This window comes from Serratia sp. DFXYC6 (assembly GCF_057196085.1).
This window is the reverse complement of record NZ_JBXUNV010000004.1, coordinates 21,759-47,300: the sequence shown is the minus strand read 5'-3', so window position 1 is coordinate 47,300 and position 25,542 is coordinate 21,759. Positions and strand designations below refer to the sequence as shown.

Here is a 25,542-nt window from a genome sequence, read left to right as displayed (position 1 = left end):
CGGCCGAAGAGATCAATGTTCCGGCTGTTCTTCCGCCAGTTGCGCCAACAGCATCTGCTCGATGAGTTCGCTGCGGCTGATGTTGCGCTGTTCCGCCAGTTTGTTCAGGGCGTCCACCGCATCCGCGTTGATTTTCAGCTCTACGCGCCGCAATCCGCGCACTTTATCGCGCCGTAACTGATTGCGCTTATTGATTCTAAGCTGTTCATCGCGGGAAAGCGGGTTGGTTTTCGGGCGCCCCGGACGGCGTTCATCTGCGAACAGATCCAGCGTCGTGCGATCCGTTTGTTCTTTTGCCATAGGTAGCGGTACTGCAAGGGAGTTTGCATCAAAAAGCGCTCGCACGCTTCCGGAGGCATCGGTTAACACACTTCGGGCCAATAAACCCTAACCCAAATTTACCCCCGAACCGGCGTTCGCGAACGCGCTGGCGCGGCGGCAAAATTATAGCGCGCCATATTACCCCAGCAGATGGAGCGGCGACAATGCCTAACTGCGGGCTAAACGCGCTAAGCCGTTATCTTTAGCGCGTTTTTTCGCCAGGTGAGCGCGTTTTTCAGGCTTCGCCGAGGAAACGGTGGATGGCGCGCAGCACCGCTTCCGGTTTTTCGGCGTGCACCCAATGGCCGGTGCCGGCGACGACGTGCGCGCGTGCCTGCGGGAATTGGCGGGCGATGTCTGCACGGTAGCTGTCCTGCACGTACGGCGACAGGCCGCCGCGAATGAACAGGGTCGGGTGTGGCCAGGCCGGGACTTCCTGCCAGCCGGTGATGTCTTCGTAGCGTTCGATCAGCACCGGCAGGTTGAAGCGCCATTCACCGTTATGGAAGGACTTCAGCAGGAACTGGATCACGCCTTCTTCCTGCAGGTAGTCGCGCATCAACTGGGCGGCCGCCTGGCGCTGGGTAATGCCGGCGGCGCTGACGGCCTTCAGCGCGGCGAAGATCTCGTCATGGCGTCGGGTCTGGTAATCCACCGGCGCGACGTCGATGACGATCAGCTTGGCGATGCGCTCGGGCGCGATGGCGGTCAGCGCCATCGCCGCTTTGCCGCCCATCGAGTGGCCGATGACGATCGCTTTCTCCAGCTGCAGTTCGTCGAGCAGCGCCAGCAGATCTTGCGCCATGGCGGGGTAGTTCATGTCGTCGGCGCGCGGGGAGAGGCCGTGGTTGCGCAGATCGACCTTGATCACACTGTGCTGTTTATGCAGATCGCGCGCCAGCACGCCCAGGTTGTCGAGATTGCCGAACAGCCCGTGGATCAGCAGCACCGGCAGCGCGTCTGACTCGGCGGCCAGCAGTTGATAATGTAATTTCATGGCGAAGTTCATACAGAGAGAGATTCAGATTAGGGTATCATGATTGAATCGCACGATGAATCATGCGGAATTTTCGCGGCGCGGGCTTGGCAGTGCCGGCTATAGGTATTAGTCTGCATTTGCCGTCCGGAGGCACATTGTTGTGTTCGCCCCAGCGCTTTTAACCTTATAATCCCATGGCTTGAATGCAGGATCTGGCTTCAGGTTCTAAGTAGAAAAAACAGTATTGGATAAAGATGAAAACTATTGAAGTCGACGAAGAGCTTTACCGTTATATTGCCAGCCACACGCAACACATCGGTGAAAGCGCGTCCGATATTTTACGCCGCATGTTGAAATTCACCGCCGGGCAGCCGGCGCGCGCGTTGCCTGCCGCCAGTGCGTCGCAGTCCGTCGAGCTGGAAAAAGCGGCGCCGGTTCAGCGTCCGCGCGATCGCGTACGCGCCGTGCGTGAACTGCTGCTGTCGGATGAATACGCCGAGCAGAATAAAGCGGTCAACCGTTTCATGCTGGTGCTGTCCACGCTGTACACCCTCGATGCCGCCGGTTTTGCCGCCGCCACCGAGGCGTTGACCGGCCGTACCCGCACCTATTTCGCCGGCGATCAGCAGACCCTGCTGGCCAACGGCACGCATACCAAGCCGAAGCATGTGCCTGGCACCCCTTACTGGGTGATCACCAATACCAATACCGGCCGCAAACGCAGCATGATCGAACACATCATGCAGGCGATGCAGTTCCCGGCGGAACTGATCGAGAAAGTTTGCGGTACCGTCTAATTTAGCGAACAGCCCGTCATGATGGCCGTGCGCGACGTATTTGCCCGGTCACCGACAGGGATGAGGGAGATATGTCGATGGCGAATAATCCACGTGCCGGGCAGCCCGCCCGCCAAAGCGATCTGATCAACGTAGCCCAGCTGACGTCGCAGTACTATGTGCTGCAACCGGAAGCCGGCAATGCCGCACATGCGGTGAAGTTTGGCACCTCCGGCCACCGCGGCAGCGCGCAGCGCCACAGCTTCAACGAAGCGCACATCCTCGCCATCGCTCAGGCGATCGCCGAAGTTCGTCATCAGCAGGGCACCACCGGCCCGTGCTACGTGGGTAAAGACACCCATGCGCTGTCCGAACCGGCCTTTATTTCCGTGCTGGAAGTGCTGACCGCCAACGGCGTCGATGTGATCGTGCAGGAAAACAACGGCTTCACGCCAACGCCGGCGGTATCGCACGCCATTCTGTGCCACAACCGCCGCGGCGGCGCGCAGGCCGACGGCATCGTCATTACGCCGTCCCACAACCCGCCGGAAGACGGCGGCATCAAGTACAACCCGCCGAACGGCGGTCCGGCTGACACCAACCTGACGTCGGTGATCGAAAAGCGCGCCAACGAACTGCTGGCGCAGCAGCTGAAAGGCGTTCAGCGCCAGTCGCTGGACAAAGCCTGGAACAGCGGCCACCTGCACGCCAAAGATCTGGTGCAGCCTTATGTCGAAGGCCTGGTTGACGTGGTCGACATGCCGGCCATTCAACGCGCCGGCCTGAAACTGGGCGTGGATCCGCTCGGCGGCTCCGGCATCGCCTATTGGCAGCGCGTGGCGGAACACTACAAGCTGGATCTGACGCTGGTGAACGACTCCATCGATCAGACCTTCCGCTTTATGCACCTGGATCACGACGGTATCATCCGCATGGACTGCTCGTCCGAGTCGGCGATGGCCGGCCTGCTGGCACTGCGCGACAAATTCGATCTGGCGTTCGCCAACGATCCGGATTACGACCGTCACGGCATCGTCACGCCGAAGGGCCTGATGAACCCGAACCACTATCTGGCGGTAGCCATCAACTACCTGTTCCGGCATCGCCCGCAGTGGGGCGCCGATGTGGCGGTAGGTAAAACGCTGGTGTCCAGCGCGATGATCGATCGCGTGGTGGCTGACCTGGGTCGCAAGCTGGTGGAAGTGCCGGTTGGTTTCAAATGGTTCGTGGACGGCCTGTTCGACGGCAGCCTGGGCTTCGGCGGCGAAGAGAGCGCCGGGGCCTCGTTCCTGCGCTTCAACGGCCAGCCTTGGTCGACCGACAAAGACGGCATCATCATGTGCCTGCTGGCGGCTGAAATCACCGCGGTAACCGGTGAAAATCCGCAGCATCACTATGACGATCTGGCCAAGCGCTTCGGTGCGCCAAGCTACAACCGCATCCAGGCGCCGGCAACCCATGCGCAGAAAGCGGCGCTGTCCAAGCTGTCGCCGGAGATGGTCAAGGCCAGTACGCTGGGCGGGGACCCGATCACCGCGCGTCTGACCGCAGCGCCGGGCAACGGCGCGTCGATCGGCGGCCTGAAAGTGATGACCGACAACGGCTGGTTCGCGGCCCGTCCTTCCGGTACCGAAGAGGCATACAAGATCTACTGCGAGAGCTTCCTCGGGGCGGAACACCGCGAGAAAATCGAGCACGAAGCGGTTGAGATCGTCAGCGAAGTGCTGGCTTCCGCCAAATAATCGCTGTTCTCGTCTGATAAAAAGCGCTGTTTTTACAGCGCTTTTTTTATGCCTGTAATTTAGATATATCTTTTTTTCGGCGCAGGCTTGCGCATTTAGATATATCGATCTAGATTAGCGTTATCGACGCTGTTTAGATATATCTAAACAACCTCATATTGATGTTCACTGTTAGAGCGAGGTATCACCCTATGTTTCATCGATTAGGTTTACACCGGCATCATCACCATCATGAATGTGAAGAGGGGCGCCGTCATCGCGGTGGGCGCCATCACTTCGGCGGCGACGGCGAAGAGCATGGCCGTGGCGGACGCGGCGGCCGGGGCGGGCGTCATCGTCTGTTCGAACACGGCGATCTGCGCCTGGTGCTGCTGGCGCTGGTGGCGCGCAAGCCCAGCCACGGGTACGAATTGATCAAGGCGATCGAGGAAGCCTCTTCCGGCCTGTATGTGCCGAGCCCGGGGGTGATTTACCCCACGCTGACGCTGCTGGAAGAGCAGGATTTCCTCGAACCGCTCACCACCGGCAACGGCCGCAAAAGCTACCGCATCACCTCGGCGGGCGAGGGCGAGCTGCAAAAGCATCAACAGGTGGTTGAGGTCATTCTGGCGCGTCTGGCGGGCGCCGGCCGCGAGCATCATCGGCACGGCAACCTGGCGGAAGGCATTTACGACGCCATGAACCGTCTGCGCAGTCTGCTGCGCGGCAACGTGATGCGCGCCGATCTTACGCCGCAGCAGGTGGAGCGCATCAACGCCGCACTGTTGACCGCCGTGGCGGCGATCGAAAGCGAAATGCACATTCAACCCACGCAGCAGGGGGAGAACTGATGCCCGGCCACCGTTTTAACATTACCGTTGAAGCCCTGAGCGACCGCCAGGGCAACCCCGTCGAGAAGGCACCGCTGAGTTTTGAGGTGACCAACCATGACGATATTCTTGAGATCGTCGAGCGCATTCGGGCGCGTGACGATCTGAACTTCGGCCCTGAGCAGAGCGCGGCCTTCGCCGTGGGGTTGAAACTGTTCTCCGAAGTGATGATCGAAAACCGCAAACACCCGGTGTTCGCTCCGCTGCGCGAGGCGTTCAAGGAATTTATGGTCGGATTGAAGAAGGGCCCGGCGGCGTAAAGGCGCGGCAAACCGCGCCCACCGGGATTAAGGCATGAAACGATAGCCGACGCCGGTTTCGGTCAGCAGGTGTTTGGGCCGGGCCGGATCGGCTTCCAGCTTCTGCCGCAGATGGCCCATGTAGATGCGCAGGTAGTGGCTGTGCTCCACGTAGTTCGGCCCCCAGACGTGGCTCAGCAGCTGGCGTTGGGTGATCACCTTGCCGGCGTTGGCCAGCAGCTCCGCTAACAGGCGAAACTCGATCGGCGTCAGATGCAGATCTTCGTCGTTGCGCAGCACCCGGCGATTCACCAGATCGACGGTGATAGCCGAAAAGCTCACCAGCGGGCTTTCCTGTTGGCTGGCGGAGTGGCGGCGCAGCGCGACCCGCACCCGCGCCAGCAGCTCACCGATGCCGAACGGCTTGCTGAGGTAGTCGTCGGCGCCGGCGTCCAGCGCGGCGATTTTGTCCTCTTCGGCGTTGCGCGCCGACAGCACGATCACCGGAATGGCGCTCCACTGCCGCAGATCGCGGATGTAGCTCAGCCCGTCGCCATCCGGCAAGCCCAAATCCAGGATGATCAGATCCGGTTTGCGCGTGCCGGCCTCAATCAGCCCACGCTGCAGGGTTTCACTTTCAAACACCCGCAGGCCTTCGCTCTCCAGCGCGGTGCGCACGAAGCGGCGGATCTCTTTTTCATCTTCAACAATCAGAATGTTGGTTGGCGTTATGCTCACGTTTCCCCTGCGTTGATTACAGATCGAAGGCGTCGCCGTCGATCTCGGGCGGTTTTTCCAGCGGCAGCACGAAGCGGAAGCTGGCGCCGCCGTTGGCGCCGTTTTCCGCCCAGATGCGGCCGTCATGCACTTCAATAATGGCACGACAAATCGCTAACCCCAAGCCGACGCCGGGGATCGCCGACTCTTTATTGCCGCGTGAAAACTTGTCGAAAATCAGCTGCAGCTGATCGGCGGGGATGCCGGGGCCGTTATCCCAGACCTCGACTTCCAGCCACTCGGGCAGCGTGCGGGCGCGTATGCCGATGGTGGCCTCGGCGCCGGCGTATTTATTGGCGTTTTCCAACAGGTTGGTGAACACCCGCTCCAGCAGGCTGCCGTCGCAGTTGACCAGGATTTGTTCCGGCGGCAGCTCGACCTCGATCGGATGCTGGCTGAGCAGCGGCTCCAGCATGTGCAGCGAAGCGCCGACGATCTCTTCCAGCGACTGCCACTCTTTACGCAGGCTGAAACCGCCGGACTGGATGCGCGCCATATCCAGCAGGTTGTTCACCAGCCGGGTGGTGCTCAGCACCTGCTGGCGGATCTGGCTGGCCTGGGTGGCGTGATTGGAGCCTTCGGCCGCCAGGTCCAGCGTGAGAATTTCCGCCTGGCCGAACAGCACGGTCAGCGGGGTGCGCAGATCGTGCGACAGCGCCGCCAGCAGCGAGTTGCGCAGCTGCTCGCGTTCGGCGTCCAGCTTGGCTTCTTCGGCGCTGCGCGCCAGGTGCAGCCGTTCCAGCGCGCTGGCGATCAGCACTGCGAAGGTTTGCAGCAGCCGCTGTTGTTCCGGCACCATCAGCTGGCGCAGGTTGTTGGGTTCGATCGCCAACAGGCCGAAGGTCTGTTTGGGGGTATTGAGCGGCAGCAGCTGGTAAGGCACGCCGGGCAGGGTGTCGGTGCCGGCGCCGGCCGGCAAGCCTTTATCGAAACTCCAGCGCGCGATGGCTTCGTCTACCGACAGCAGCCCGCCTTCCTCGCCGATCATTTGCTGCAGCCGGCCGTCTTCCTGCGGCAGCAGCAGCACGGTTTTCGCCTGGAAGCTGCTGGAGAGGAAATGACGGCTGGTGTTGGCGATGTCGGCCACGGTCAGCGCGCGGCTCAGCCCGCGTGACATTTCGTACAGATGGCGCGCCCGCTGCTCGCGGTAGCGCGCCACCCGGGCCTGATAACGCACCCCGGCGGTCAGGTTGCCGATGATGATACCGACGGCGAGCATCACGCCGAAGGTCAGCAGATACTGCATATCGCTGACGGCGAACGACCATTCGGGCTGGACGAAGAACAGATCGAAACTGGCGACGTTGATCACTGCCGCCAGCACCGATGGCCAGCGGCCGAAGAACAGCGCGACGATCGCCACGCCGAGCAGATAGACCATCACCAGGTTGGCCTGATCGAAGCCCGGCAGCAGCCACTGCGAGAGCAGGGTGATCAGTGCGCACAGCGCCACCGCCACCGCGCAGCCGCGCAGCTGCATGCGCCATTTCTCATTGAAGCTGCGGCCGTCGTGCTCCTTGCCCGGCGGCGGCGGTGCGGCGTCGCTGTCCAGCGCGACGATCACCAGATCGAGATCCGGGCCCAGCCGGCCGAGGCGATCGGCGAAGCTGCCGCGCAGCTTCCAGCGTTGCTCGCTGCGGCGGCCGATGATGATTTTGCCGAGGTTATGTTCGCGGGCGTAGCGCAGCACTGCGCGCTCTTCGGACGGATCGGCCAGGGTGGCGGTTTCGGCGCCCAGCTCCTGCGCCAGCCGCAGCGCGCGCAGAATGGCGCGGCGTTGGTTTTCCGGCAGCCGGTGCAGCTTGGGGGTTTCCACGTAGACCGCATGCCAGTGGCAGCCGAGCCGCGCCGCCAGCCGGGCGGCGATGCGCACCAGCTTTTCGTTGCCGCTGTTGTGGCCGACGCACAGCAGAATGCTGTCGCGGGTGTGCCACACTTTCTCGCGCCCCTGGGTGTCGCGAAACTCGCGCATCTGGTCATCGACCCGATCGGCGGTGCGGCGCAGCGCCAACTCGCGCAGGGCGATCAGGTTGCCTTTACGGAAAAAATGCTCGATGGCGCGCTCGGCCTGGCCGGGAATATACACTTTGCCTTCGTGCAGCCGTCGGCGCAGATCGTCCGGCGGCAGATCGACCAGCACCACTTCGCTGGCCTCGTCAAACACGTGGTCGGGCACCGTTTCGCGCACCCGCACGCCGGTCACGCCGCCCACCACGTCGTTCAGACTTTCCAAATGTTGCACGTTGACGGTAGTCAGCACGTCGATGCCGGCGTCCAGCAGCTCTTCCACATCCTGCCAGCGTTTGGGGTGGCGCGAACCGTGGGCGTTGCTGTGCGCCAGTTCATCCATCAGGATCAGCGCCGGATGGCGCGCCAGCGCGGCGTCGAGATCGAATTCATGCACCAGCCGGCCGCGATGCTGGATGCGCTTTTGCGGCAACAGCGCCAGGCCGTCGAGCAGGGCGGCGGTCTCGCTGCGGCCGTGGGTTTCCACCACGCCGACCAGCACGTCCAGCCCCTGAGCGCGCAAACGCTGGGCCTCCTGCAACATGGCGTAGGTTTTGCCCACGCCGGCGCAGGCGCCGAAGAATACCTTCAACCGGCCGCGCGGTTTTTCATTGGCCAGCGCCAGCAGGCTATCGGGATCGGGACGCTGCTGTTCTTCTTCGACCATGACAATTCCTTGTGTTACCAAGCAAAAAGGGGTTCGGCACGCCGAACCCTATCACTATGCTGAATACGGCGCGTTACTTCAACGCATCCAGCGCCAGGTTCAGCTTCAGCACGTTGACCACCGATTCCCCCATGAAGTTGGGCGTGGCCCGATCGGTGTTGTCTTCGATCAGTTTGGCGACCTGTTCCGGCGGCAGATGACGCGCCGCCGCAACCCGCGCCAGCTGATACCGCGCCGCGGCGATCGAAATCTGCGGATCCAGCCCGCTGCCGGAGGCGGTCAGCAGATCCACCGGGATCGGGCCGCTCATGGCCGGATTGGCCTGGCGCAGCTGCGCCGCGCGTTCGGCGATAGCCTTATCCAGCGCCGGGTTGGTGGCCGCCAGGTTGCTGCCGGCGGAGGCCTGTGGATTATAAGCCGAATCGCCGGTGGCCGACGGGCGGCCCCAGAAATAGTCGGCGCGCGTGAAGTTCTGGCCGATCAGCGCGGAGCCGACCGCCTTGTCGCCCTGGTACAGCAGCGAACCGTTGGCCGCGCCCGAAAACAGCAGCTGCGCCAGCCCGGTGGTCAGCAGCGGATAGGCGATGCCGGTGATCAGCGTCAGCAGGATCAACATCACCAGCGCAGGTCGTAAATACGTCATGTTCATTTCCCTCAATGGTTAACCGGCGACGTGCAGCGCGACCAGGATCAGGTCGATCAGTTTGATGCCGACGAACGGCACCAGCAGACCGCCGACCCCGTACAGCCACAGGTTGCGGCGCAGCAGGGCCGCGGCGCTCATCGGTTTGTAGCTCACCCCTTTCAGCGCCAGCGGGATCAGGAACACGATCACCAGGGCGTTGAAGATCACCGCCGACATGATGGCGGAGGCGGGGGAGTGCAGGTGCATCACGTTCAGCGCGTTCAGCTGCGGATAGGTGGCCGCGAACGCCGCCGGAATGATGGCGAAGTACTTGGCTACGTCGTTGGCGATGCTGAAGGTGGTCAGCGAGCCGCGCGTCATCAGCATCTGTTTGCCGATATGCACCACTTCGATCAGCTTGGTCGGGTTGGAATCCAGATCGACCATGTTGCCCGCCTCTTTGGCGGCCTGGGTGCCGGAGTTCATCGCCACCGCCACATCGGCCTGCGCCAGCGCCGGGGCGTCGTTGGTGCCGTCGCCGGTCATCGCCACCAGACGGCCTTCCGCCTGATACTGGCGGATCAGCGCCAGCTTGGCTTCCGGCGTGGCTTCCGACAGGAAGTCGTCCACCCCGGCTTCGGCGGCGATCGCCGCCGCGGTCAGCGGGTTATCGCCGGTGATCATCACCGTTTTGATGCCCATCTTGCGCAGCTCATTGAAGCGCTCTTTGATGCCGCCCTTGACGATATCCTTCAACGCCACCACGCCCAGCACCCGGGCGCCTTCCGCCACCACCAGCGGCGTGCCGCCGGTGCGCGCCACGCTTTCCACCAGATCGTCCACCGCCCGCGGGAAGTGGCCCTGATTGGATTCGACGTGACGGCGAATGGCGTCCACCGCGCCTTTGCGGATCATGCGCTCCTGCACGTTGACGCCGCTCATGCGGGTCTGGGCGGAGAAGGGCACGAAGGTGGCGTTCAGCGCCTGCAGATCGCGCTCGCGCAGGTTAAAGCGCTGTTTGGCCAGCACCACGATGCTGCGGCCTTCCGGCGTTTCATCCGCCAGCGAAGCCAGCTGCGCGGCGTCCGCCAGCTCTTGCTCTTTCACGCCCGGCGCCGGCAAAAACTCCGAAGCCTGACGGTTGCCCAGCGTGATGGTGCCGGTTTTATCCAGCAGCAGCACGTCCACATCGCCAGCGGCTTCCACCGCGCGGCCGCTGGTGGCGATCACGTTGGCGCCGAGCATGCGGCTCATCCCGGCCACGCCGATGGCGGACAGCAGGCCGCCGATGGTGGTGGGGATCAGGCAAACCAGCAACGCGACCAGTACGGTGATGGTGACCACGCTGCCGCTGCCGGCCGCCTCGACGCTGTATTGCGAGAACGGGAACAGGGTGGCGGTGGCCAGCACGAACACGATGGTCAGCGCCACCAGCAGGATGGTTAAGGCGATCTCGTTCGGCGTTTTGCGGCGCTTGGCGCCTTCCACCATGGCGATCATGCGATCGAGGAAGGTTTCCCCCGGGTTGACGCTGCACTGCACCACCAGCCAGTCGGACAGCACGCGGGTGCCGCCGGTGACCGAGGAGAAGTCGCCGCCGGATTCGCGGATCACCGGGGCGGATTCGCCGGTGATGGCGCTTTCATCCACCGAAGCGCCGCCTTCCAGCACTTCGCCGTCGCACGGGATGGTATCGCCGGCTTCCACCAGCACGATATCGCCTTTGCGCAGGCTCTCGGCGGCCACTTTCTCCGTGGCGCCGTCACGGCGCGGGCCGGCCAGCTTTTTCGCCCAGCTGGTTTTCTTGGTGCCCTTCAGGCTTTCCGCCTGGGCTTTGCTGCGGCCTTCGGCCAGCGCTTCGGCGAAGTTGGCGAACAGCACGGTGAACCACAGCCACAGGGAGACGCTGCCGGTAAAGGCGGCGGCGCCGTCGGTTTGGCCGGTGAGCATCGCCAGCCAGATAGCGGTGGTCAGCAGGCTGCCGATATACACCACGAACATCACCGGGTTGCGCCATTGAACGCGAGGGTCCAGTTTTTTCACCGCATCGATCAGCGCGGTGCGCACCAGAGCCGGTTCAAACAGCGCGCGTTGTTTGCGAGTCATCTCTTATTCTCTCTCTCTGACGTCGGTTAGTTTGCCAACCAAAGCTGCAAATGCTCGGCCACCGGGCCCAGCGCCAGCGCCGGCACGAAGGTCAGCGCGCCCACCAGCAGCACGGTGCCGATCAGCAGGCCGATAAACAGCGGCCCATAGGTTGGCAGGGTGCCGTTGCCCGCCGGCTGGCGTTGCTTGGCGCTCAGCGAACCGGCGATCGCCAGCACCGGCAGGATCACCCCGAAGCGGCCGACGAACATGGCGAAGGCCAGCAGCAGGTTGTAGAACGGCGTATTGACGCTCAATCCGGCGAAGGCGCTGCCGTTGTTGTTGGCGGCGGAAGACAGGGCATACAGCACTTCGCTGAAGCCGTGGGCGCCCGGGTTGAGGATGCCGGCGCGGCCAGCGTCGGTGCCGATGGCCAGCGCGCTGCCCAGCAATACCAGCGTCGGCGTGACCAGGATCGCCAGCGCGGTCATCTTCATGTCATAGACGTCGATTTTCTTGCCCAGGTATTCCGGGGTGCGGCCGATCATCAGGCCGGCGATAAACACCGTCAGCAGCACGAACAGCAGCATGCCGTACAGGCCGGAGCCGACGCCGCCGAACACCACTTCACCGATCTGCATCAGCCACATCGGCACCATGCCGCCCAGCGCGGTGAAGGAGTCGTGCATGGCGTTGACCGCCCCACAGGACGCGGCGGTGGTCACCACCGAGAACAGGCTGGTGGCGAGAATGCCGAAGCGCGACTCTTTGCCTTCCATATTGATGTTGCTGTCGGCGCCCAGCGCGCTCAGGTGCGGGTTGCCCGCCAGCTCGGCAACCATCACCACCACCACCGCCACCACGAAGATCAGCGCCATCGCCCAGATCAGCGCATGGCCCTGGCGGTTTTCACCGGCCAGCTGGCCGAAGGAGAAGCACAGCGCGCAGGGGATCAGGAAGATGGCCAGCATCTGCACGAAGTTGGTCAGCACGGTCGGGTTTTCGAACGGGTGCGCCGAGTTGGCGCCGAAGAACCCCCCGCCGTTGGTGCCGAGCATCTTGATCGCTTCCTGCGAGGCGACCGGCCCCATCGGCAGCGTCTGCTGCGCGCCTTCGAGCGTGGTGACGTGCAGGTAAGGCAGGAAGTTTTGCAGCGTGCCCTGGCTGACGAAGAACAGGGCGATCGGCAGCGCGATCGGCAGCAGCACATACAGCGTGATGCGGAACAGATCGGCCCAGGCGTTGCCGACGGTCTTGCCGGCGCGGCGGGTAAAGGCGCGGATCAGCGCAAAGGCCACGGCGATGCCGGTGGCGGCGGAGACGAAGTTCTGCACTGCCAGCCCGGCCATCTGGCTGAAATAGCTGAGGGCGCTTTCGCCGCTGTAGGCCTGCCAGTTGGTGTTGGTGACGAAGCTGACGGCGGTGTTGAGCGCCAGATCCCAGGAGAGGCCCGGGAAGCCCTGCGGGTTGAGCGGCAGCGAGCCCTGCGTCATCAGCAGGGCGAACAGCAGCGCCAGGCCGAGCAGGTTGAACGCCAGGATCGCCAGCGCGTACTGCCACCAATTCATCTCGGTGGCGCGGATGCCGCAGGCGCGCCAGACGCCGGCTTCCACTGCGCGCAGCGCAGGCAGCGGCTCACCTTCGATCAGGCGCGCCATAAAACCGCCCAGCGGCCGGGCCAGCAGCAGAAGCACCAGCAGGAAGCTGGCGATCAGTAAAAAGGCTGAAGCCGCCATCAGAAATCCTCCGCGTTAAACAGGGCGTAGACCAGATAGGCCAACAGCAGCAGGACCAACAGCGCACCACCAATAACGCTGAAACTCACGGGACACCTCCAGAGGTGTTGTTTTTGATAGAGGCAGTGTAGGGAGAGGGGTAGAAAGAAGATGAAAAAATCGCGCGGGCAGGTGTAAAAAAAGTATAAAAATGGCTGAAATTTCAGCGGAAATTGGCCGTTTCAGGCAGCCTGCTTGCGGCGAGATTGCGCCTGATGTGTGAATAAGCCGGGGCTGAGGCGTGGGATGAAGAACCGAATAATAACCACAATGTAACCCATGTTTAGTTAAAAATTAACTTGATTGTAACAAAATTACGAATCACTGCGGTGATTAGCGATTTTTTGTGCGATTTAGTGGTCGGATGAGTAGTAAACTTTCATCAAGTGCGCTAAAATTTTGTCCAGTTACCAAATTACCGATTGTTCATTTGATACGCCGACGCCGTTTTCCCTGACAAATCAACGGCAGGCGTTTTTAAGGAGGTTCGCATGTCTACGACCTATCACGCTTATTCACTGCATCGGATTCTCCTGCGCCGCAGCGCAGTGGTTATCGCGGGCATTTTGGCCCTGCCGGTGATGCTGTTCCGCAGCGATCGCGGGCGTTTTTACAGCTACCTGCACCGCGTCTGGTCAAAAACCAGCGACAAGCCGGTCTGGCTGCAGCAGGCGGAACTGGCGTCCTGCGACTTCTACTGAGTCACTGCCGACTCACGAACAACCCTCGCCCTGCGGCGGGGGTTTTTTTATGCCCCGAGCCCGCTGCCGTCAAGCGCAAGGTCGTATTTGGCAAGCCATTCTTCTACACTTTCCTCAATCGGCTAACAACGCGGGAGAGCGGTATGAGCGACAAGATCCCTATCGGCATCAGCGCCTGTTTACTGGGCGAGACGGTGCGTTTCGACGGCGGCCACAAGCGGTTGGCCTTTGCGGTGGAACAGTTGGCGCCCTATGTGCGCTTTGAGCCCGTTTGCCCGGAAATGGCGATCGGCCTGCCCACGCCGCGCCCGGCGCTGCGCCTGGTGAAACAGGCGCAGCCCTGGCCGGCGATGCGTTACAGCAACGACGCCGGCGTGGATCTGACCGAGGAGATGCGCAGTTTCTCCGCGCAGCGCGTGGCCGCGTTGCAGCACCTGTGCGGTTATATCGTCTGCGCCAAGTCGCCGAGCTGCGGCCTGGAGCGGGTGCGGGTCTACAGTGAGAACGGCAAAGACTCGCGTAAAAACGGCGTCGGGCTGTTTACCGCCGAACTGCTGCGTCAGATGCCGTGGCTGCCGGTGGAAGAAGACGGACGATTGCAGGATGCGGCATTGCGGGAAAACTTTATCGAGCGAGTGTACGCGCTGTATGAGTTGAACATGCTGTGGCGTCAGGGGCTGACCCGCGGCGGGCTGATCGCGTTTCACAGCCGCTACAAGCTGTCGTTGCTGGCGCATTCGCAGCCGGCTTATCGCGAGCTGGGGCGCTTCGTCGCCGATATTCACCGCTGGGACTCGCTGGAGGCCTTCGCCGTGGAATACCGCAGCCGCCTGATGGCGCTGTTGGCGCACAAGGCGACGCGCCGCAACCATACCAACGTGCTGATGCACGTGCAGGGGTACTTCCGCCGCCAGCTCAGCGCGGCGCAGCGCCAGGAGCTGGCGCACCTGATCGACCGCTACCGGCAGGGCATGCAGCCGCTGCTGGCGCCGATCGCCTTGCTTAAGCATTACATGGCGGAATACCCCGACAGTTATCTGGCGGAACAACGCTATTTCGAACCTTATCCGGAGGCGCTGCGTTTGCGTTACGGCCATTGATTGACAAGGGAATTTTATGACCACGCATCTGGTCTGGTTGCGTAACGATCTGCGTATCACCGACAACAAAGCGCTGCACGCCGCCTGCAGCGATCCCAAAGCCCGGGTGTTGGCGGTGTTTATCGCCACCCCGCAGCAGTGGCGGCAGCATGAGATGGCGCCGCGGCAGGCGGCGCTGATCCACGCCAGCCTGCAGGCGGTACAGCAGGCGCTGGCGCAAAAGGGCATTGCGCTGCATTGCCATGCCGGCACGGACTTTGCCGCGTCGATCGACTGGTTGGCGGAGTATTGCCGGCGAGAGCAGGTGGACGCGCTGTTTTACAACCGCCAGTACGAACTGAATGAACGGCGACGCGATGCGCGGCTGGAGCAGCAGTTGAATGGGCAGGTAACGTGCCACGGTTTTGATGACAGCCTGCTGTTGCCGCCGGGCAGCGTGCTAACCGGCGGCGGCGAGATGTACAAGGTTTATACGCCGTTTCGCAACGCCTTCATTCAGCGCCTGACTGAGTCCGACGTGAGCTGCCTGCCGGCGCCGAAGATCCGTGCCGATGGCGCGTTGCCTGCGCCTGAAGCGCCGGCGGCGTTCGATTATCCCGCGGCGGACATCGGGGATGACTATCCCGCCGGCGAGGAGGCCGCGCTGCAGCGGCTGCGCGCCTTTTGTCGTGAGCAAGTGCAGGATTACCTTCGCCAGCGCGATCTGCCCGCCATCGCCGGCACCAGCAGCCTGTCGCCCTATCTGGCGATTGGCGCGCTGTCGCCGCGCCAGTGCTTCAATCGCCTGCGCGCCGAATGCCCGCGGTTGCTGGAAGATCGCGAGAGCGGCGCTTTCGCCTGGCTGAACGAGCTGATTTGGCGCGAGTTCTACCGCCATCTGCTGGTGGCCTATCCCGAGCTGTGCCGCCATCGGCCGTTTATCGCCTGGACGGACAAAGTGCGCTGGTGCGATGACGCGGCGAAGCTGCAGGCCTGGCAGCGGGGCGAGACCGGCTATCCGATCGTCGATGCCGCCATGCGCCAGTTGAACGCTACCGGCTGGATGCACAACCGGCTGCGCATGATCAGCGCCAGTTTTCTGGTGAAGGATCTGCTGATTGACTGGCGGGCCGGGGAGCGCTACTTCATGTCGCAACTGCTGGACGGGGATCTGGCGGCCAATAACGGCGGCTGGCAGTGGGCGGCCTCCACCGGCACCGACGCCGCGCCGTATTTCCGCATCTTTAACCCGACCACACAGGGTGAACGTTTTGATCCACAAGGCACTTTCATCCGTAAATGGTTGCCGGAACTGGCGGATGTGCCCGACAATGACATCCATTACCCCCACCGCTGGGCGGAAAAGCAGCGCCGTACGCTGAACTACCCGCTGCCGATCGTCGATCACAAACAAGCCCGCGTGGAGACGTTGGCGGCGTTCGAGGCGGCGAAACGGGGAGAGTCTTGAGGCAACTGCAAGGAGCGACGCAATGATGAAAAAGGTGCTGGCCCTGTGCCTGAGCGGCTATTCCGCGCTGGCGATCGCCGGCTTTGACGTGGTGGCGCTGGGCGTCGACGGCGGCGTCAGCGACGGCAACCTGACTTCCTACCTGATCCGCAGCGATAATCAGCCGCAGTATGTGGCGCTGGACGCCGGCTCGCTGCTGCCGGGCATCGCCAAAGGGCTGGAGAAGGGCAGTTTCCCGCAGGTGACCCCCGAGCTGGCCGCGCCTTACACGCCGCAGGGCTACGTGTTCCGGCAGTTGATCGGCAGCTACTTTATCAGCCACGGCCATCTGGACCACGTGGCGGGGCTGATCGTCGGCTCGCCGGAAGACAATAAAAAAACCGTTTACGCCCAGGCGGACACCGTGCTGACCCTGCGCAACCATTACTTCAACTGGAAGGCCTGGCCGAACTTTACCGACGCCGGCAATGGTGCGCGGCTGGGCACCTACCGGCTGCAAACGGTGCGGCCGCAGCAGCGATTTACCCTCGGCCTGACCGGGTTGACCGGCGTGATGTATCCGCTCAGCCACGATCGCTATCCGTCGTCGATGCTGCTGATTTCCAACGGCAACGAGTTCTTCGCCTATTTCGGCGATACCGGGCCGGACAAGGTGGAGCAGTCGCGCGATCTCGATACCGTCTGGCGCGCGCTGGGGCCGCTTGTCGAGCAGAAAAAGCTCAAGGGCATGATTATCGAAACCTCTTACCCTAACGGGGTGGAGGACAAACATCTGTACGGCCATTTGACGCCGGCCTGGCTGCTGAAGGAGCTGAAGAATCTGACGCAGTACAGCGGCGGCGAAGGCTCGCTGAACGGTCTGCCGGTGGTCATCAGCCACATCAAGCCCAGCCTGAAGCAGGGCGAAGAGGCGCGCGCCGCCATTGCGCAGCAGCTGGCGCAGGGCAACGATCTGGGGGTGAAATTCATCCTGATGGCGCAGGGCGACCGGCAGACATTTTGACTATGAAGAGAGAAGAGAATGCGTAACCTCGATCTGGAACAACTGATCAACACAGAACTGAACGCCGCGGCGTTTCAGGACTACGCCCCCAACGGTTTGCAGGTAGAGGGGCGTGCGCATGTACAGCGCATCGTGACCGGCGTCACAGCCTGTCAGGCGCTGCTGGACGCCGCGGTGGCGCATCAGGCCGACGCGATCATCGTGCATCACGGCTATTTCTGGAAAAACGAGGCGCCGGCGGTGCGCGGCATGAAGCGCAACCGCCTGAAAACGCTGTTGACCCACGACATCAACCTGTACGGTTATCATTTGCCTCTGGACGCGCATCCGGTGCTGGGCAACAACGCGCAGCTGGCGCAGGCGCTGGGCATTCGGGTGATTGGTGAAATCGAGCCGCTGGTGCCGCACGGAGAATTCGAACAGCCGCTGACCGGCGAAGCGCTGCAACAGCGCATCGAAAGCCGGCTGGGGCGCGCGGTGCTGCACTGCGGCGATAACGCGCCTGAGCATATTCGCCGAGTGGCCTGGTGCACCGGCGGCGGCCAGGGCTTTATCGACAGCGCGGCGCGCTTCGGCGTCGATGCGTTCATCAGCGGTGAAGTCTCTGAGCAGACCATCCACAGCGCGCGCGAAATGGGCGTGCATTTCTTCGCCGCCGGTCACCACGCCACCGAGCGCGGCGGCGTGAAGGCGTTGGGGGACTGGCTGGCCCAGCACCACGGCTTTGATGTGACCTTTATCGATATCCCGAATCCCGCCTGATCTTTTTCTTCCCCGGATCCAGCCCGGCCTGCGCGCCGGCTGAATCCTTTTATCGCGCTATTTCCTTATTTTCCTTATGGTTGCGTTCTATTGACAGCCGGGGCCGCGTCACGCATAACTGGTGTGTTTTTCAGCGCGATAATAAGGAGAATAAGGGTGCAACAAGCACGTTATTACCTGTTGGGTGAAAGAGCGGTAGTGCTTGAACTGTCGCCGCCGGTGACGTTACCGAGCCAGCAGCGCATTTGGGCGCTGGCGGAAAAGCTGAATCACCACCCCGACGTGCGGGAAGTGGTGCCGGGGATGAATAACCTGACGCTGTTGCTGCATACGCCGCAGGCCGACGCCGAAGCGATGCTGGCATTGCTGCAGCAGGGGTGGGAGAGCAAAGAGCGCCTGACGCCGGAATCGCGTCAGGTGGATATTCCGGTTATCTACGGCGGGGAACAGGGCCCCGACCTGGATGAGGTGGCGCGTCATACTGGCATGACGCCGCAACAGGTGGTGGAATGCCACGCGGCGGCGGCCTATGTGGTCTATTTCCTCGGCTTTCAGCCGGGCTTCTCCTATTTGGGCGGCATGCCGGAACAACTGGCGACGCCGCGCCGCGCTGAACCGCGTCTGGCGGTGGCGGCCGGTTCCGTCGGTATCGGCGGCGGCCAGACCGGCATCTATCCGCTGGTGACGCCCGGCGGCTGGCAGCTGATTGGCCGCACGCCGCTGGCGCTGTTCAATCCGCATGAAATGCCGCCGACGCTGCTGCGCCCGGGCGATAACGTACGCTTCGTGCCGCAGAAGGAGGGCGTATGCTGATTATTCTGCGCGCCGGCATCTATACCACGGTGCAGGATTTGGGCCGCGAGGGATTCCGCCGTCTGGGCATCAGCACTGGCGGAGCGCTGGATCAACCGGCGCTGAAGATCGCCAACCTGCTGGTGGGCAATGCGCCGGAGGCCGCCGGGCTGGAGATCACCCTCGGCCAGTTCAGCGCCGAGTTTACCCGCGCAGGCTGGATCGCCCTGACCGGCGCCGGCTGCGACGCGCAGCTGGATGGCAAACCGCTGTGGACCGGCTGGCGCTATCCGGTGAAAAAGGGGCAGCGGCTGGCGCTGGGCACGCCGAAACGCGGCATGCGTAGCTACCTGGCGATCGCCGGCGGCATCGCCGTGCCGGAAATGCTGGGTTCGCGCAGCACCGACATGAAAGCCGCCTTTGGCGGATGCGAGGGGCGTAATCTGAAGGACGGCGACCGGTTGCCGCTCGGCAACTCCGCCGCTGAACCGCAACATTCCTGTGGCGTGAAACAGCTGCTGTTCACCAACCGCATCCGCGCGTTGCCGGGGCCGGAGTACGCTGAATTCAGCGAAGAGGCGCAAGATACGTTCTGGCGCGCCGCCTGGCAGCTCAGCCCGCAGAGCAACCGCATGGGCTACCGTCTGCACGGCGGCACGCCGCTGGCACGCACCACCGAGAGAGAGATGCTGTCGCATGGCCTGATGCCCGGCGTGGTGCAGGTGCCGCACAACGGTCAGCCGATCGTGCTGATGGCCGATGCGCAAACCACCGGCGGTTACCCGCGCATTGCCTGCGTGATCGAAGCCGATCTCTACCATTTGGCGCAGATCCGGCTCGGCGAACCGATCCACTTCGTTCTCTGCTCACTGGCCGAGGCGCAGCGCGCCAAGGCCGAGCAGGATCTTTTCCTTCGACAGATTGCCTGGGGGTTACATGATCGTTGATTTGAACGCCGATCTCGGCGAGGGCTGCGCCAACGACCAGGCGCTGCTGCAATTGGTGAGTTCGGCCAACATCGCCTGCGGCTTCCACGCCGGCGATGCGCAGACCATGCGTCAGTCGGTGCGCTGGGCATTGCAGTACGGCGTGGCGATCGGCGCCCATCCGAGTTTTCCCGATCGGGAGAATTTCGGCCGCACTCGCATGCAGCTGCCGCCGGAAACGGTCTACGCGCAGGTGGTGTATCAGCTCGGTGCGCTGGCGGCCATCGCCCGCGCCGAGGGCGGGGTGATGGTGCACGTTAAGCCGCACGGCATGCTGTACAACCAGGCGGCGGTTGAGCCGGCGCTGGCGGAAGCGATCGCCCGGGCGGTGCAGGCGGTCGATCCGGCGCTGCGGCTGGTGGGGCTGGCCGGCAGCGAGCTGATCCGCGCCGGGCAACGGCTCGGTCTGACCACCCGGCAGGAGGTGTTCGCCGATCGCGGTTATCAGGCCGACGGCACGCTGGTGCCGCGCGGTTTGCCGGGGGCATTGATCGAGGATGACGAACAGGCGCTGGCGCAAACGCTGGAGATGGTGCGCCATCACCGGGTGCGCAGCGTGGATGGCGTCTGGGCCCCCGTACAGGCGGAAACCGTCTGTCTGCACGGGGACGGCGAGCATGCGCTGGCGTATGCGCGCAAGCTGCGTGACAGTTTTGTTCAACAGGGGATCCGCGTCAGCGCGGAGCAGTAAAGCCGTAAAGCAAGACACAACATCACAAGCAAAAAACTATTAGAAAATATCGAGGGAAGACTATGGAACAGGCCGTGAATCTCTGGCCACTGATCGGCATCGCCGCTATCGTGGTCGGGTTTGTATTGCGTTTCAACCCGGTGCTGGTGGTGATCGCCGCCGGCATCATCACCGGTCTGGCGGCGCTGATGCCGCTGGACGTCATTCTGGAAAAGCTCGGCGAGGGCTTTCTCAACACCCGTAACCTGCCGCTGATCCTGCTGCTGCCGCTGGCGGTGATCGGCCTGCTGGAGCGCCACGGGTTGAAAGAGCGGGCGCAGGCGTGGATCGCCAGGATCAAAAGCGCCACCGCCGGCCGTTTGCTGATCGTATACCTGTTCGTGCGCGAGATCACCGCGGCGATGGGGTTGACCAGCCTGGGCGGGCACCCGCAGATGGTGCGGCCGCTGCTGGCGCCGATGGCGGAAGGAGCGACGGAAAACCGTTACGGCGAGCTGCCGGAGCGCACCCGCCACCGCCTGCGCGCCATGTCGGCCGCTACCGACAACGTCGGGCTGTTCTTCGGCGAGGATATCTTCGTGGCCTTCGGCGCGATCATCTTCATGCACAACTTTATGCTGGAGTCCGGCGGCATTCAGACCGAGCCGCTGCATATCGCGCTGTGGGGCATTCCGACCGCCATTTTCGCTTTCCTGATCCACGCCTTCCGGCTGTATCGGATGGATAAACAGCTGAGCGCCGAGCTGGCGCAGCTGAATCAGGCGGCGCTGCAGGCGAAGGGGGAAGCACGATGAACTTCCAGCAACAATATCTCTACTGGCTGGCCGGCGCGGTGCTGCTGATTGTGGCGGTGATGTCCTTCCGCGATCGCGCCAACCCGCGCCGCATCACCACCGGGCTGTTTTGGGGGCTGTACGGCCTGGTGTTCCTGGTCGGCGACTGGACTTACCGCCTGCTGGGCGACGTGCTCGGCGAAGGCAGCAACGAGAAACGCATGCTGCACATCATCGTTGGCGTGGTGGTGGTGGTGATGGCCCTGATCGCCGGCTTCGGCGGCGTGCGCCTCGGCAGCTATCATCAGCGAACGCCGCAGGAGCGCGAGGCCAGCGCCAAGCGCCTGGGCAACAAGCTGTTTATCCCCGCATTGGCGATCCCGGTGGTGACGGTGATCGGCGTGCTGCTGTTCAACAACATTCCGGCGTTGCAAAGCGCGGTGTTCGGCAGCGGTAACCATGCGACGCTGATCACCCTGTTCTCGATGACCGTCGGCTGCCTGATCGGCCTGGCGATCGCGGTGAAAATGACCCATGAGAAGGCGTTGCAGCCGATACAGGAAGCGCGGCGCCTGCTGGATTCGATCGGCTGGGCGTTCATTCTGCCGCAGATCCTCGCCACGCTTGGCCTGCTGTTTACCGTCGCCGGCGTCGGCACCGCGATCTCGCATTTGACCCAAGAGTATCTGGCGGTGGATAACCGCTTCATCGCCGTGGCGGTCTACGCTATCGGTATGGCGGTGCTGACCATGGTGATGGGTAACGCCTTCGCCGCGTTCCCGATCGTCACCGCCGGCATCGGCATTCCGATCCTGGTGCTGCAGCACGGCGGCAACCCGGCGGTGATGGCGGCGATCGGCATGTTCTCCGGCTATTGCGGCACCCTGATGACGCCGATGGCGGCGAACTTCAACATTGTGCCGGCGGCGCTGCTGGAGCTGCCGGACAAGAATGCGGTGATCAAGGCGCAGGTGCCGACCGGCGTGCTGCTGCTGTTGGTTAACGTGTTCCTGCTGTATTTCCTGATGTTCCTGTAGGAGTAAGGATGCAAAAAGTATTGATTACCGGCTTTGAGCCGTTTGGCGGCGAGCGGCTCAACCCTTCCTGGGAAGTGGTGAAGCAGCTCAATGATATGGAGCTGGTGGGTACGCGCATTGTGGCGCGCCAGCTGCCGTGCGTGTTCGGCGCGGCGCTGGAGGCGCTCAATGCGGCGATCGACGAGGTGCAGCCGCTGATGGTGCTGGCTGTCGGCCAGGCCGGCGGCCGCACCGACATCACGATTGAACGGGTGGCGATCAACGTCGACGACGCACGTATCCCCGATAATCAGGGGCAGCAGCCGGTGGATGAGCCGATCGTCGCCGGCGGCCCGGCGGCCTATTTCAGCACCTTGCCGATCAAGGCGATGGTCAGCTCGATGCGCGAGGCCGGCCTTCCGGCCTCCGTTTCGCAGACCGCCGGCACCTACGTGTGCAACCATGTCATGTACGGCCTGCTGCACCGGTTGAGCGGCCAGCGCGAGGTGAAGGGCGGGTTTATTCATATCCCGTACCTGCCGGAACAGGCGGCGGCGCACCCCGGCGCACCGAGCATGGCGGCCTCGACGGTGCTGTTTGCGCTGGAGCTGGCCGTTTCCATCGCGTTGCAGGTGGAACACGATCTGAAAGTGGCGGGCGGCGCAACGCATTAATCAAGAGAATCCCCGGCGCATCGGGCTGCGCCGGGTCAACGCAAGGAGTGGTCTATGCCGGAAGGACCGGAGATCCGCCGGGCGGCGGACAAACTGGCGGCGGCGGTGATCGATCAGCCGCTGACCGCCGTCGATTTCGCTTTTCCCCAGTTGAAGCACTATCGCCAGCGTCTGCTCGGCGAGCGTATCGTCGCCATCGAGCCGCGCGGCAAGGCGCTGCTGACCCATTTCTCCAATGGGTTGACGATGTACAGCCACAACCAGCTGTACGGCGTGTGGAAAGTGGCGGCGGCGGGGGAGGCGCCGGAGACCAAACGCGATCTGCGGGTGCGGCTGGAAACCGCTCATAGCGCGATTTTGCTCTACAGCGCTTCCGACATTACCGTCGGGCCGCGCGAGGAAATAGAGCAACACCCGTTTTTGCAACGCATCGGCCCCGACGTGTTGGACATGTCGCTGACGGTGGATGAGGTGCAGGCGCGTTTGCTGACGCCGCGTTTTCGCCGCCGGCAACTGGGCGGCATGCTGCTCGACCAGGCGTTTCTTGCCGGATTGGGCAACTATCTGCGCGCCGAAATCCTGTGGCAGGCCGAGTTGGCGCCGCAGCACAAACCGCAGGATCTGGCGCCAGATGCGCTGCGCCACCTGGCGGAGGCATTGCTGGCGGTGCCGCGCCTTTCCTACCAGACGCGCGGGCAGGCGGATGACAACCGGCATCACGGCGCGCTGTTTCGCTTCAAGGTGTTTCATCGCAGCGGCGAGCCCTGTGAACGCTGTGGTGGGATGATCGTGCGTACCGAGCTGTCTTCGCGGCCGTTTTATTGGTGCCCAGGCTGCCAGAAATAGCCAAAAAAAACGCCGCCCGAAAGGGCGGCGCTGTGCGTTTCAGCCGGTAAAACGGCTTACTTGTTTTTCAGCTGGGATTTGAAATCACGCTCGGCATAGCCGGTGTACAGCTGACGCGGACGGGCAATTTTGATGCCTTCGTCGTGCATTTCGTTCCAGTGGGCGATCCAGCCGATGGTGCGCGCGATGGCGAAGATCACGGTGAACATGGAAGAAGGAATGCCCATCGCCTTCAGGATGATGCCAGAGTAGAAGTCGACGTTCGGGTACAGTTTCTTCTCGATGAAGTACGGGTCGTTCAGCGCGATGTGTTCCAGCTCCATCGCCACCTGCAGCAGGTTGTCGTCCTTCTTGTTCAGCTCTTTCAGCACTTCGTGACAGGTCTCGCGCATCACGGTGGCGCGCGGATCGTAGTTCTTGTACACGCGGTGGCCGAAGCCCATCAGGCGGAAGGAGTCGTTCTTGTCCTTGGCGCGCTTGATGAATTCCGGAATGTGCTCGACGGTCTTGATCTCTTCCAGCATTTTCAGCGCCGCTTCGTTGGCGCCGCCGTGCGCCGGCCCCCACAGAGAGGCAATGCCGGCCGCGATGCAGGCGAACGGGTTGGCGCCGGAAGAGCCGGCGGTGCGCACGGTTGAGGTAGAGGCGTTCTGCTCATGGTCGGCGTGCAGGATCAGGATGCGATCCATGGCGCGTTCCAGCACCGGGTTCACCACGTACTCTTCGCACGGGGTGGCGAACATCATGTGCAGGAAGTTGCCGGCATAGGACAGATCGTTGCGCGGATAAACGAACGGCTGGCCCAGGGAGTATTTGTAGCACATCGCGGCTACGGTCGGCATTTTGGACAGCAGACGGAACGCGGTGATTTCACGGTGACGCTCGTTGTTGACGTCCAGCGCATCGTGGTAGAACGCCGCCAGCGCGCCGGTCACGCCGCACAGCACCGCCATCGGGTGCGAGTCGCGACGGAAGCCACGGAACAGATGGGTGATCTGGTCGTGGATCATGGTGTGACGGGTCACGGTGGTCTTGAAGGTTTCGAATTCTTCCGGCGTTGGGGTCTCGCCGTACAGCAGGATGTAGCACACTTCCAGGTAGGAAGATTCTTTCGCCAGCTGCTCGATAGGGAAGCCGCGGTGCAGCAGCACGCCTTTGTCGCCGTCGATGAAGGTAATCTTGGATTCGCAAGAAGCGGTGGAGGTAAAGCCGGGATCAAATGTGAAATAACCTTTGGAACCCAGAGCGCGGACATCGAGGACATCGGGGCCCAGTGTCGGTGTCAATACGCCCAGTTCGATCGGAGCTTCGCTGTCGTTAATGGTTAGCGTCGCTTTCTTATCAGTCATTTACTGTCTCCTTAGCGCCTTATTTTAAAAACCACTAACAACTGAAATACCTTAAATCTCTGCAGGTTGCCCGCAAAAAAATGGTGCGGACGCTAACTCTGTGAGCGACTGCGCAACTGTGCGCGGGTAGGGTACAGAGTGCTGACCAGGCGAACGAGACGGGTGACCAGTTGTTAACGATTCATAGTAATTCGTTATAGTCTGTTAATCTTACCTATGAGCTGTTCGAAGAGATGTGAACCTATCCCAATAATCTGTTTTTGTGTGCTTTATTTGCTTTTGACGCCGGCAAACTCGAGCGGGAAACAACGGCTATTGGGATAGGTTCGCCAAATACACTGTTGCATAACTCGAACCCGGGAGGAAGTGTATCTGCTGACCCATAGCGCATCATAGGACCGTTTGTGCCCCTATATGTAATGGAAATGTTGATCTCTTGTCAAATCAGATAATTAATTTTGCACTAATTGTGAAATCCGTGATCTGAATCACTGTTCGGGGGAAATGTTATCAAAGCGGTTGTATGAGAATTGTAATCAG

Annotated in this window: 25 protein-coding genes; 16 read left to right on the top strand and 9 right to left on the bottom strand. The window is 62.4% G+C overall.

The window, feature by feature from the left end; all coding sequences use genetic code 11:
* Window positions 1-12 precede the first annotated feature (12 nt).
* Window positions 13-300, bottom strand: a complete 288-nt coding sequence (ybfE, locus tag AC2CGQ_RS19205) for a LexA regulated protein (RefSeq protein WP_004939936.1) — start codon at window positions 298-300, stop codon at window positions 13-15.
* 256 nt (window positions 301-556) lie between these two features.
* Complete coding sequence (gene ybfF, locus AC2CGQ_RS19200; RefSeq protein WP_015376956.1) at window positions 557-1,330, bottom strand: esterase; 774 nt, start codon at window positions 1,328-1,330, stop codon at window positions 557-559.
* Between the two features lie 224 nt (window positions 1,331-1,554).
* On the opposite strand from ybfF, the gene seqA reads away from it, so the two are divergent.
* From seqA to AC2CGQ_RS19180, 4 genes are all read left to right on the top strand, one after another.
* Window positions 1,555-2,097 (top strand): replication initiation negative regulator SeqA, encoded by a 543-nt coding sequence (gene seqA, locus AC2CGQ_RS19195; RefSeq protein WP_015376957.1) that lies wholly within the window; start codon window positions 1,555-1,557, stop codon window positions 2,095-2,097.
* Window positions 2,098-2,174: 77 nt separating this feature from the next.
* Entirely contained in the window at window positions 2,175-3,818 is a 1,644-nt protein-coding gene (pgm, locus tag AC2CGQ_RS19190) for a phosphoglucomutase (alpha-D-glucose-1,6-bisphosphate-dependent) (protein ID WP_041922314.1), read from the top strand.
* 191 nt (window positions 3,819-4,009) lie between these two features.
* Window positions 4,010-4,648: a PadR family transcriptional regulator gene (locus AC2CGQ_RS19185; protein WP_060558777.1), complete on the top strand. Its 639-nt coding sequence runs from the start codon at window positions 4,010-4,012 to the stop codon at window positions 4,646-4,648.
* A complete protein-coding gene (locus tag AC2CGQ_RS19180) occupies window positions 4,648-4,947 on the top strand; it encodes a DUF3861 domain-containing protein (RefSeq protein WP_004939927.1) in 300 nt (99 codons plus the stop codon). Before AC2CGQ_RS19185 ends, AC2CGQ_RS19180 begins: the two co-directional genes overlap by 1 nt.
* Window positions 4,948-4,974: 27 nt before the next feature.
* Here AC2CGQ_RS19180 and kdpE read toward each other — a convergent pair whose 3' ends face one another.
* The 6 genes from kdpE to AC2CGQ_RS19150 all read right to left on the bottom strand — a co-directional run bounded on the left by kdpE (window position 4,975) and on the right by AC2CGQ_RS19150 (window position 12,912).
* Window positions 4,975-5,664 (bottom strand): two-component system response regulator KdpE, encoded by a 690-nt coding sequence (gene kdpE / locus AC2CGQ_RS19175; protein WP_033637458.1) that lies wholly within the window; start codon window positions 5,662-5,664, stop codon window positions 4,975-4,977.
* A gap of 16 nt (window positions 5,665-5,680) precedes the next feature.
* Window positions 5,681-8,377 (bottom strand): two-component system sensor histidine kinase KdpD, encoded by a 2,697-nt coding sequence (gene kdpD / locus AC2CGQ_RS19170; protein WP_004939924.1) that lies wholly within the window; start codon window positions 8,375-8,377, stop codon window positions 5,681-5,683.
* 73 nt (window positions 8,378-8,450) lie between these two features.
* Window positions 8,451-9,020, bottom strand: coding sequence for a potassium-transporting ATPase subunit KdpC (gene kdpC, locus AC2CGQ_RS19165; RefSeq protein WP_015376963.1), 570 nt, complete (start codon window positions 9,018-9,020; stop codon window positions 8,451-8,453).
* A gap of 18 nt (window positions 9,021-9,038) precedes the next feature.
* On the bottom strand, window positions 9,039-11,108 hold the full coding sequence (gene kdpB, locus AC2CGQ_RS19160; protein ID WP_060558779.1) for a potassium-transporting ATPase subunit KdpB: 2,070 nt from the start codon (window positions 11,106-11,108) through the stop codon (window positions 9,039-9,041).
* A 26-nt stretch (window positions 11,109-11,134) separates the two neighbouring features.
* Entirely contained in the window at window positions 11,135-12,823 is a 1,689-nt protein-coding gene (kdpA, locus tag AC2CGQ_RS19155; protein WP_060558780.1) for a potassium-transporting ATPase subunit KdpA, read from the bottom strand.
* Entirely contained in the window at window positions 12,823-12,912 is a 90-nt protein-coding gene (locus AC2CGQ_RS19150) for a K(+)-transporting ATPase subunit F (RefSeq protein WP_016928742.1), read from the bottom strand. Before AC2CGQ_RS19150 ends, kdpA begins: the two co-directional genes overlap by 1 nt.
* Window positions 12,913-13,353: 441 nt before the next feature.
* Here AC2CGQ_RS19150 and AC2CGQ_RS19145 point away from each other — a divergent pair, with 441 nt between their 5' ends.
* From AC2CGQ_RS19145 to nei, 12 genes are all read left to right on the top strand, one after another.
* Window positions 13,354-13,563, top strand: coding sequence for a YbfA family protein (locus tag AC2CGQ_RS19145; RefSeq protein ID WP_004939916.1), 210 nt, complete (start codon window positions 13,354-13,356; stop codon window positions 13,561-13,563).
* Between the two features lie 143 nt (window positions 13,564-13,706).
* The gene (locus tag AC2CGQ_RS19140; protein WP_484593825.1) at window positions 13,707-14,663 is read left to right on the top strand and encodes a YbgA family protein; all 957 of its coding nucleotides are present in this window, start codon (window positions 13,707-13,709) and stop codon (window positions 14,661-14,663) included.
* 16 nt (window positions 14,664-14,679) lie between these two features.
* Window positions 14,680-16,110 carry a deoxyribodipyrimidine photo-lyase gene (gene phrB / locus AC2CGQ_RS19135; RefSeq protein WP_082997009.1) on the top strand — a complete coding sequence of 477 codons (1,431 nt, stop codon included), beginning with the start codon at window positions 14,680-14,682 and terminating at the stop codon, window positions 16,108-16,110.
* Window positions 16,111-16,132: 22 nt separating this feature from the next.
* A complete protein-coding gene (locus AC2CGQ_RS19130) occupies window positions 16,133-17,113 on the top strand; it encodes an MBL fold metallo-hydrolase (protein ID WP_336954276.1) in 981 nt (326 codons plus the stop codon).
* 18 nt (window positions 17,114-17,131) lie between these two features.
* Window positions 17,132-17,875 carry a type 2 GTP cyclohydrolase I gene (locus tag AC2CGQ_RS19125; protein WP_004939910.1) on the top strand — a complete coding sequence of 248 codons (744 nt, stop codon included), beginning with the start codon at window positions 17,132-17,134 and terminating at the stop codon, window positions 17,873-17,875.
* 156 nt (window positions 17,876-18,031) lie between these two features.
* The gene (pxpB, locus tag AC2CGQ_RS19120; protein WP_099982407.1) at window positions 18,032-18,688 is read left to right on the top strand and encodes a 5-oxoprolinase subunit PxpB; all 657 of its coding nucleotides are present in this window, start codon (window positions 18,032-18,034) and stop codon (window positions 18,686-18,688) included.
* Complete coding sequence (gene pxpC / locus AC2CGQ_RS19115) at window positions 18,682-19,614, top strand: 5-oxoprolinase subunit PxpC (RefSeq protein WP_082997006.1); 933 nt, start codon at window positions 18,682-18,684, stop codon at window positions 19,612-19,614. The genes pxpB and pxpC overlap by 7 nt, the downstream gene beginning before the upstream one ends.
* Window positions 19,604-20,344, top strand: a complete 741-nt coding sequence (pxpA, locus tag AC2CGQ_RS19110; RefSeq protein ID WP_033633909.1) for a 5-oxoprolinase subunit PxpA — start codon at window positions 19,604-19,606, stop codon at window positions 20,342-20,344. The genes pxpC and pxpA overlap by 11 nt, the downstream gene beginning before the upstream one ends.
* Window positions 20,345-20,406: 62 nt before the next feature.
* A complete protein-coding gene (locus AC2CGQ_RS19105; RefSeq protein WP_015376970.1) occupies window positions 20,407-21,138 on the top strand; it encodes a DUF969 domain-containing protein in 732 nt (243 codons plus the stop codon).
* Entirely contained in the window at window positions 21,135-22,154 is a 1,020-nt protein-coding gene (locus AC2CGQ_RS19100) for a DUF979 domain-containing protein (protein WP_015376971.1), read from the top strand. The genes AC2CGQ_RS19105 and AC2CGQ_RS19100 overlap by 4 nt, the downstream gene beginning before the upstream one ends.
* Window positions 22,155-22,162: 8 nt before the next feature.
* Window positions 22,163-22,807 carry a pyroglutamyl-peptidase I gene (gene pcp, locus AC2CGQ_RS19095; RefSeq protein ID WP_484593824.1) on the top strand — a complete coding sequence of 215 codons (645 nt, stop codon included), beginning with the start codon at window positions 22,163-22,165 and terminating at the stop codon, window positions 22,805-22,807.
* A gap of 54 nt (window positions 22,808-22,861) precedes the next feature.
* Window positions 22,862-23,653 carry an endonuclease VIII gene (gene nei / locus AC2CGQ_RS19090; RefSeq protein ID WP_166729671.1) on the top strand — a complete coding sequence of 264 codons (792 nt, stop codon included), beginning with the start codon at window positions 22,862-22,864 and terminating at the stop codon, window positions 23,651-23,653.
* Window positions 23,654-23,709: 56 nt separating this feature from the next.
* On the opposite strand, the gene AC2CGQ_RS19085 is transcribed toward nei, so the two are convergent.
* Window positions 23,710-25,002 (bottom strand): citrate synthase, encoded by a 1,293-nt coding sequence (locus tag AC2CGQ_RS19085; RefSeq protein ID WP_016928730.1) that lies wholly within the window; start codon window positions 25,000-25,002, stop codon window positions 23,710-23,712.
* Window positions 25,003-25,542 lie beyond the last annotated feature (540 nt).

What these genes read in the sequence shown, in the direction of transcription:
- ybfE (WP_004939936.1), bottom strand. Translation starts at nt 300, where the DNA reads ATGGCAAAAGAACAAACGGATCGCACGACGCTGGATCTGTTCGCAGAT.
- ybfF (WP_015376956.1), bottom strand. Translation starts at nt 1,330, where the DNA reads ATGAACTTCGCCATGAAATTACATTATCAACTGCTGGCCGCCGAGTCA.
- seqA (WP_015376957.1), top strand. Translation starts at nt 1,555, where the DNA reads ATGAAAACTATTGAAGTCGACGAAGAGCTTTACCGTTATATTGCCAGC.
- pgm (WP_041922314.1), top strand. Translation starts at nt 2,175, where the DNA reads ATGGCGAATAATCCACGTGCCGGGCAGCCCGCCCGCCAAAGCGATCTG.
- AC2CGQ_RS19185 (WP_060558777.1), top strand. Translation starts at nt 4,010, where the DNA reads ATGTTTCATCGATTAGGTTTACACCGGCATCATCACCATCATGAATGT.
- AC2CGQ_RS19180 (WP_004939927.1), top strand. Translation starts at nt 4,648, where the DNA reads ATGCCCGGCCACCGTTTTAACATTACCGTTGAAGCCCTGAGCGACCGC.
- kdpD (WP_004939924.1), bottom strand. Translation starts at nt 8,377, where the DNA reads ATGGTCGAAGAAGAACAGCAGCGTCCCGATCCCGATAGCCTGCTGGCG.
- kdpC (WP_015376963.1), bottom strand. Translation starts at nt 9,020, where the DNA reads ATGACGTATTTACGACCTGCGCTGGTGATGTTGATCCTGCTGACGCTG.
- kdpB (WP_060558779.1), bottom strand. Translation starts at nt 11,108, where the DNA reads ATGACTCGCAAACAACGCGCGCTGTTTGAACCGGCTCTGGTGCGCACC.
- kdpA (WP_060558780.1), bottom strand. Translation starts at nt 12,823, where the DNA reads ATGGCGGCTTCAGCCTTTTTACTGATCGCCAGCTTCCTGCTGGTGCTT.
- AC2CGQ_RS19145 (WP_004939916.1), top strand. Translation starts at nt 13,354, where the DNA reads ATGTCTACGACCTATCACGCTTATTCACTGCATCGGATTCTCCTGCGC.
- AC2CGQ_RS19140 (WP_484593825.1), top strand. Translation starts at nt 13,707, where the DNA reads ATGAGCGACAAGATCCCTATCGGCATCAGCGCCTGTTTACTGGGCGAG.
- phrB (WP_082997009.1), top strand. Translation starts at nt 14,680, where the DNA reads ATGACCACGCATCTGGTCTGGTTGCGTAACGATCTGCGTATCACCGAC.
- AC2CGQ_RS19130 (WP_336954276.1), top strand. Translation starts at nt 16,133, where the DNA reads ATGATGAAAAAGGTGCTGGCCCTGTGCCTGAGCGGCTATTCCGCGCTG.
- AC2CGQ_RS19125 (WP_004939910.1), top strand. Translation starts at nt 17,132, where the DNA reads ATGCGTAACCTCGATCTGGAACAACTGATCAACACAGAACTGAACGCC.
- pxpC (WP_082997006.1), top strand. Translation starts at nt 18,682, where the DNA reads ATGCTGATTATTCTGCGCGCCGGCATCTATACCACGGTGCAGGATTTG.
- pxpA (WP_033633909.1), top strand. Translation starts at nt 19,604, where the DNA reads ATGATCGTTGATTTGAACGCCGATCTCGGCGAGGGCTGCGCCAACGAC.
- AC2CGQ_RS19105 (WP_015376970.1), top strand. Translation starts at nt 20,407, where the DNA reads ATGGAACAGGCCGTGAATCTCTGGCCACTGATCGGCATCGCCGCTATC.
- AC2CGQ_RS19100 (WP_015376971.1), top strand. Translation starts at nt 21,135, where the DNA reads ATGAACTTCCAGCAACAATATCTCTACTGGCTGGCCGGCGCGGTGCTG.
- pcp (WP_484593824.1), top strand. Translation starts at nt 22,163, where the DNA reads ATGCAAAAAGTATTGATTACCGGCTTTGAGCCGTTTGGCGGCGAGCGG.
- nei (WP_166729671.1), top strand. Translation starts at nt 22,862, where the DNA reads ATGCCGGAAGGACCGGAGATCCGCCGGGCGGCGGACAAACTGGCGGCG.
- AC2CGQ_RS19085 (WP_016928730.1), bottom strand. Translation starts at nt 25,002, where the DNA reads ATGACTGATAAGAAAGCGACGCTAACCATTAACGACAGCGAAGCTCCG.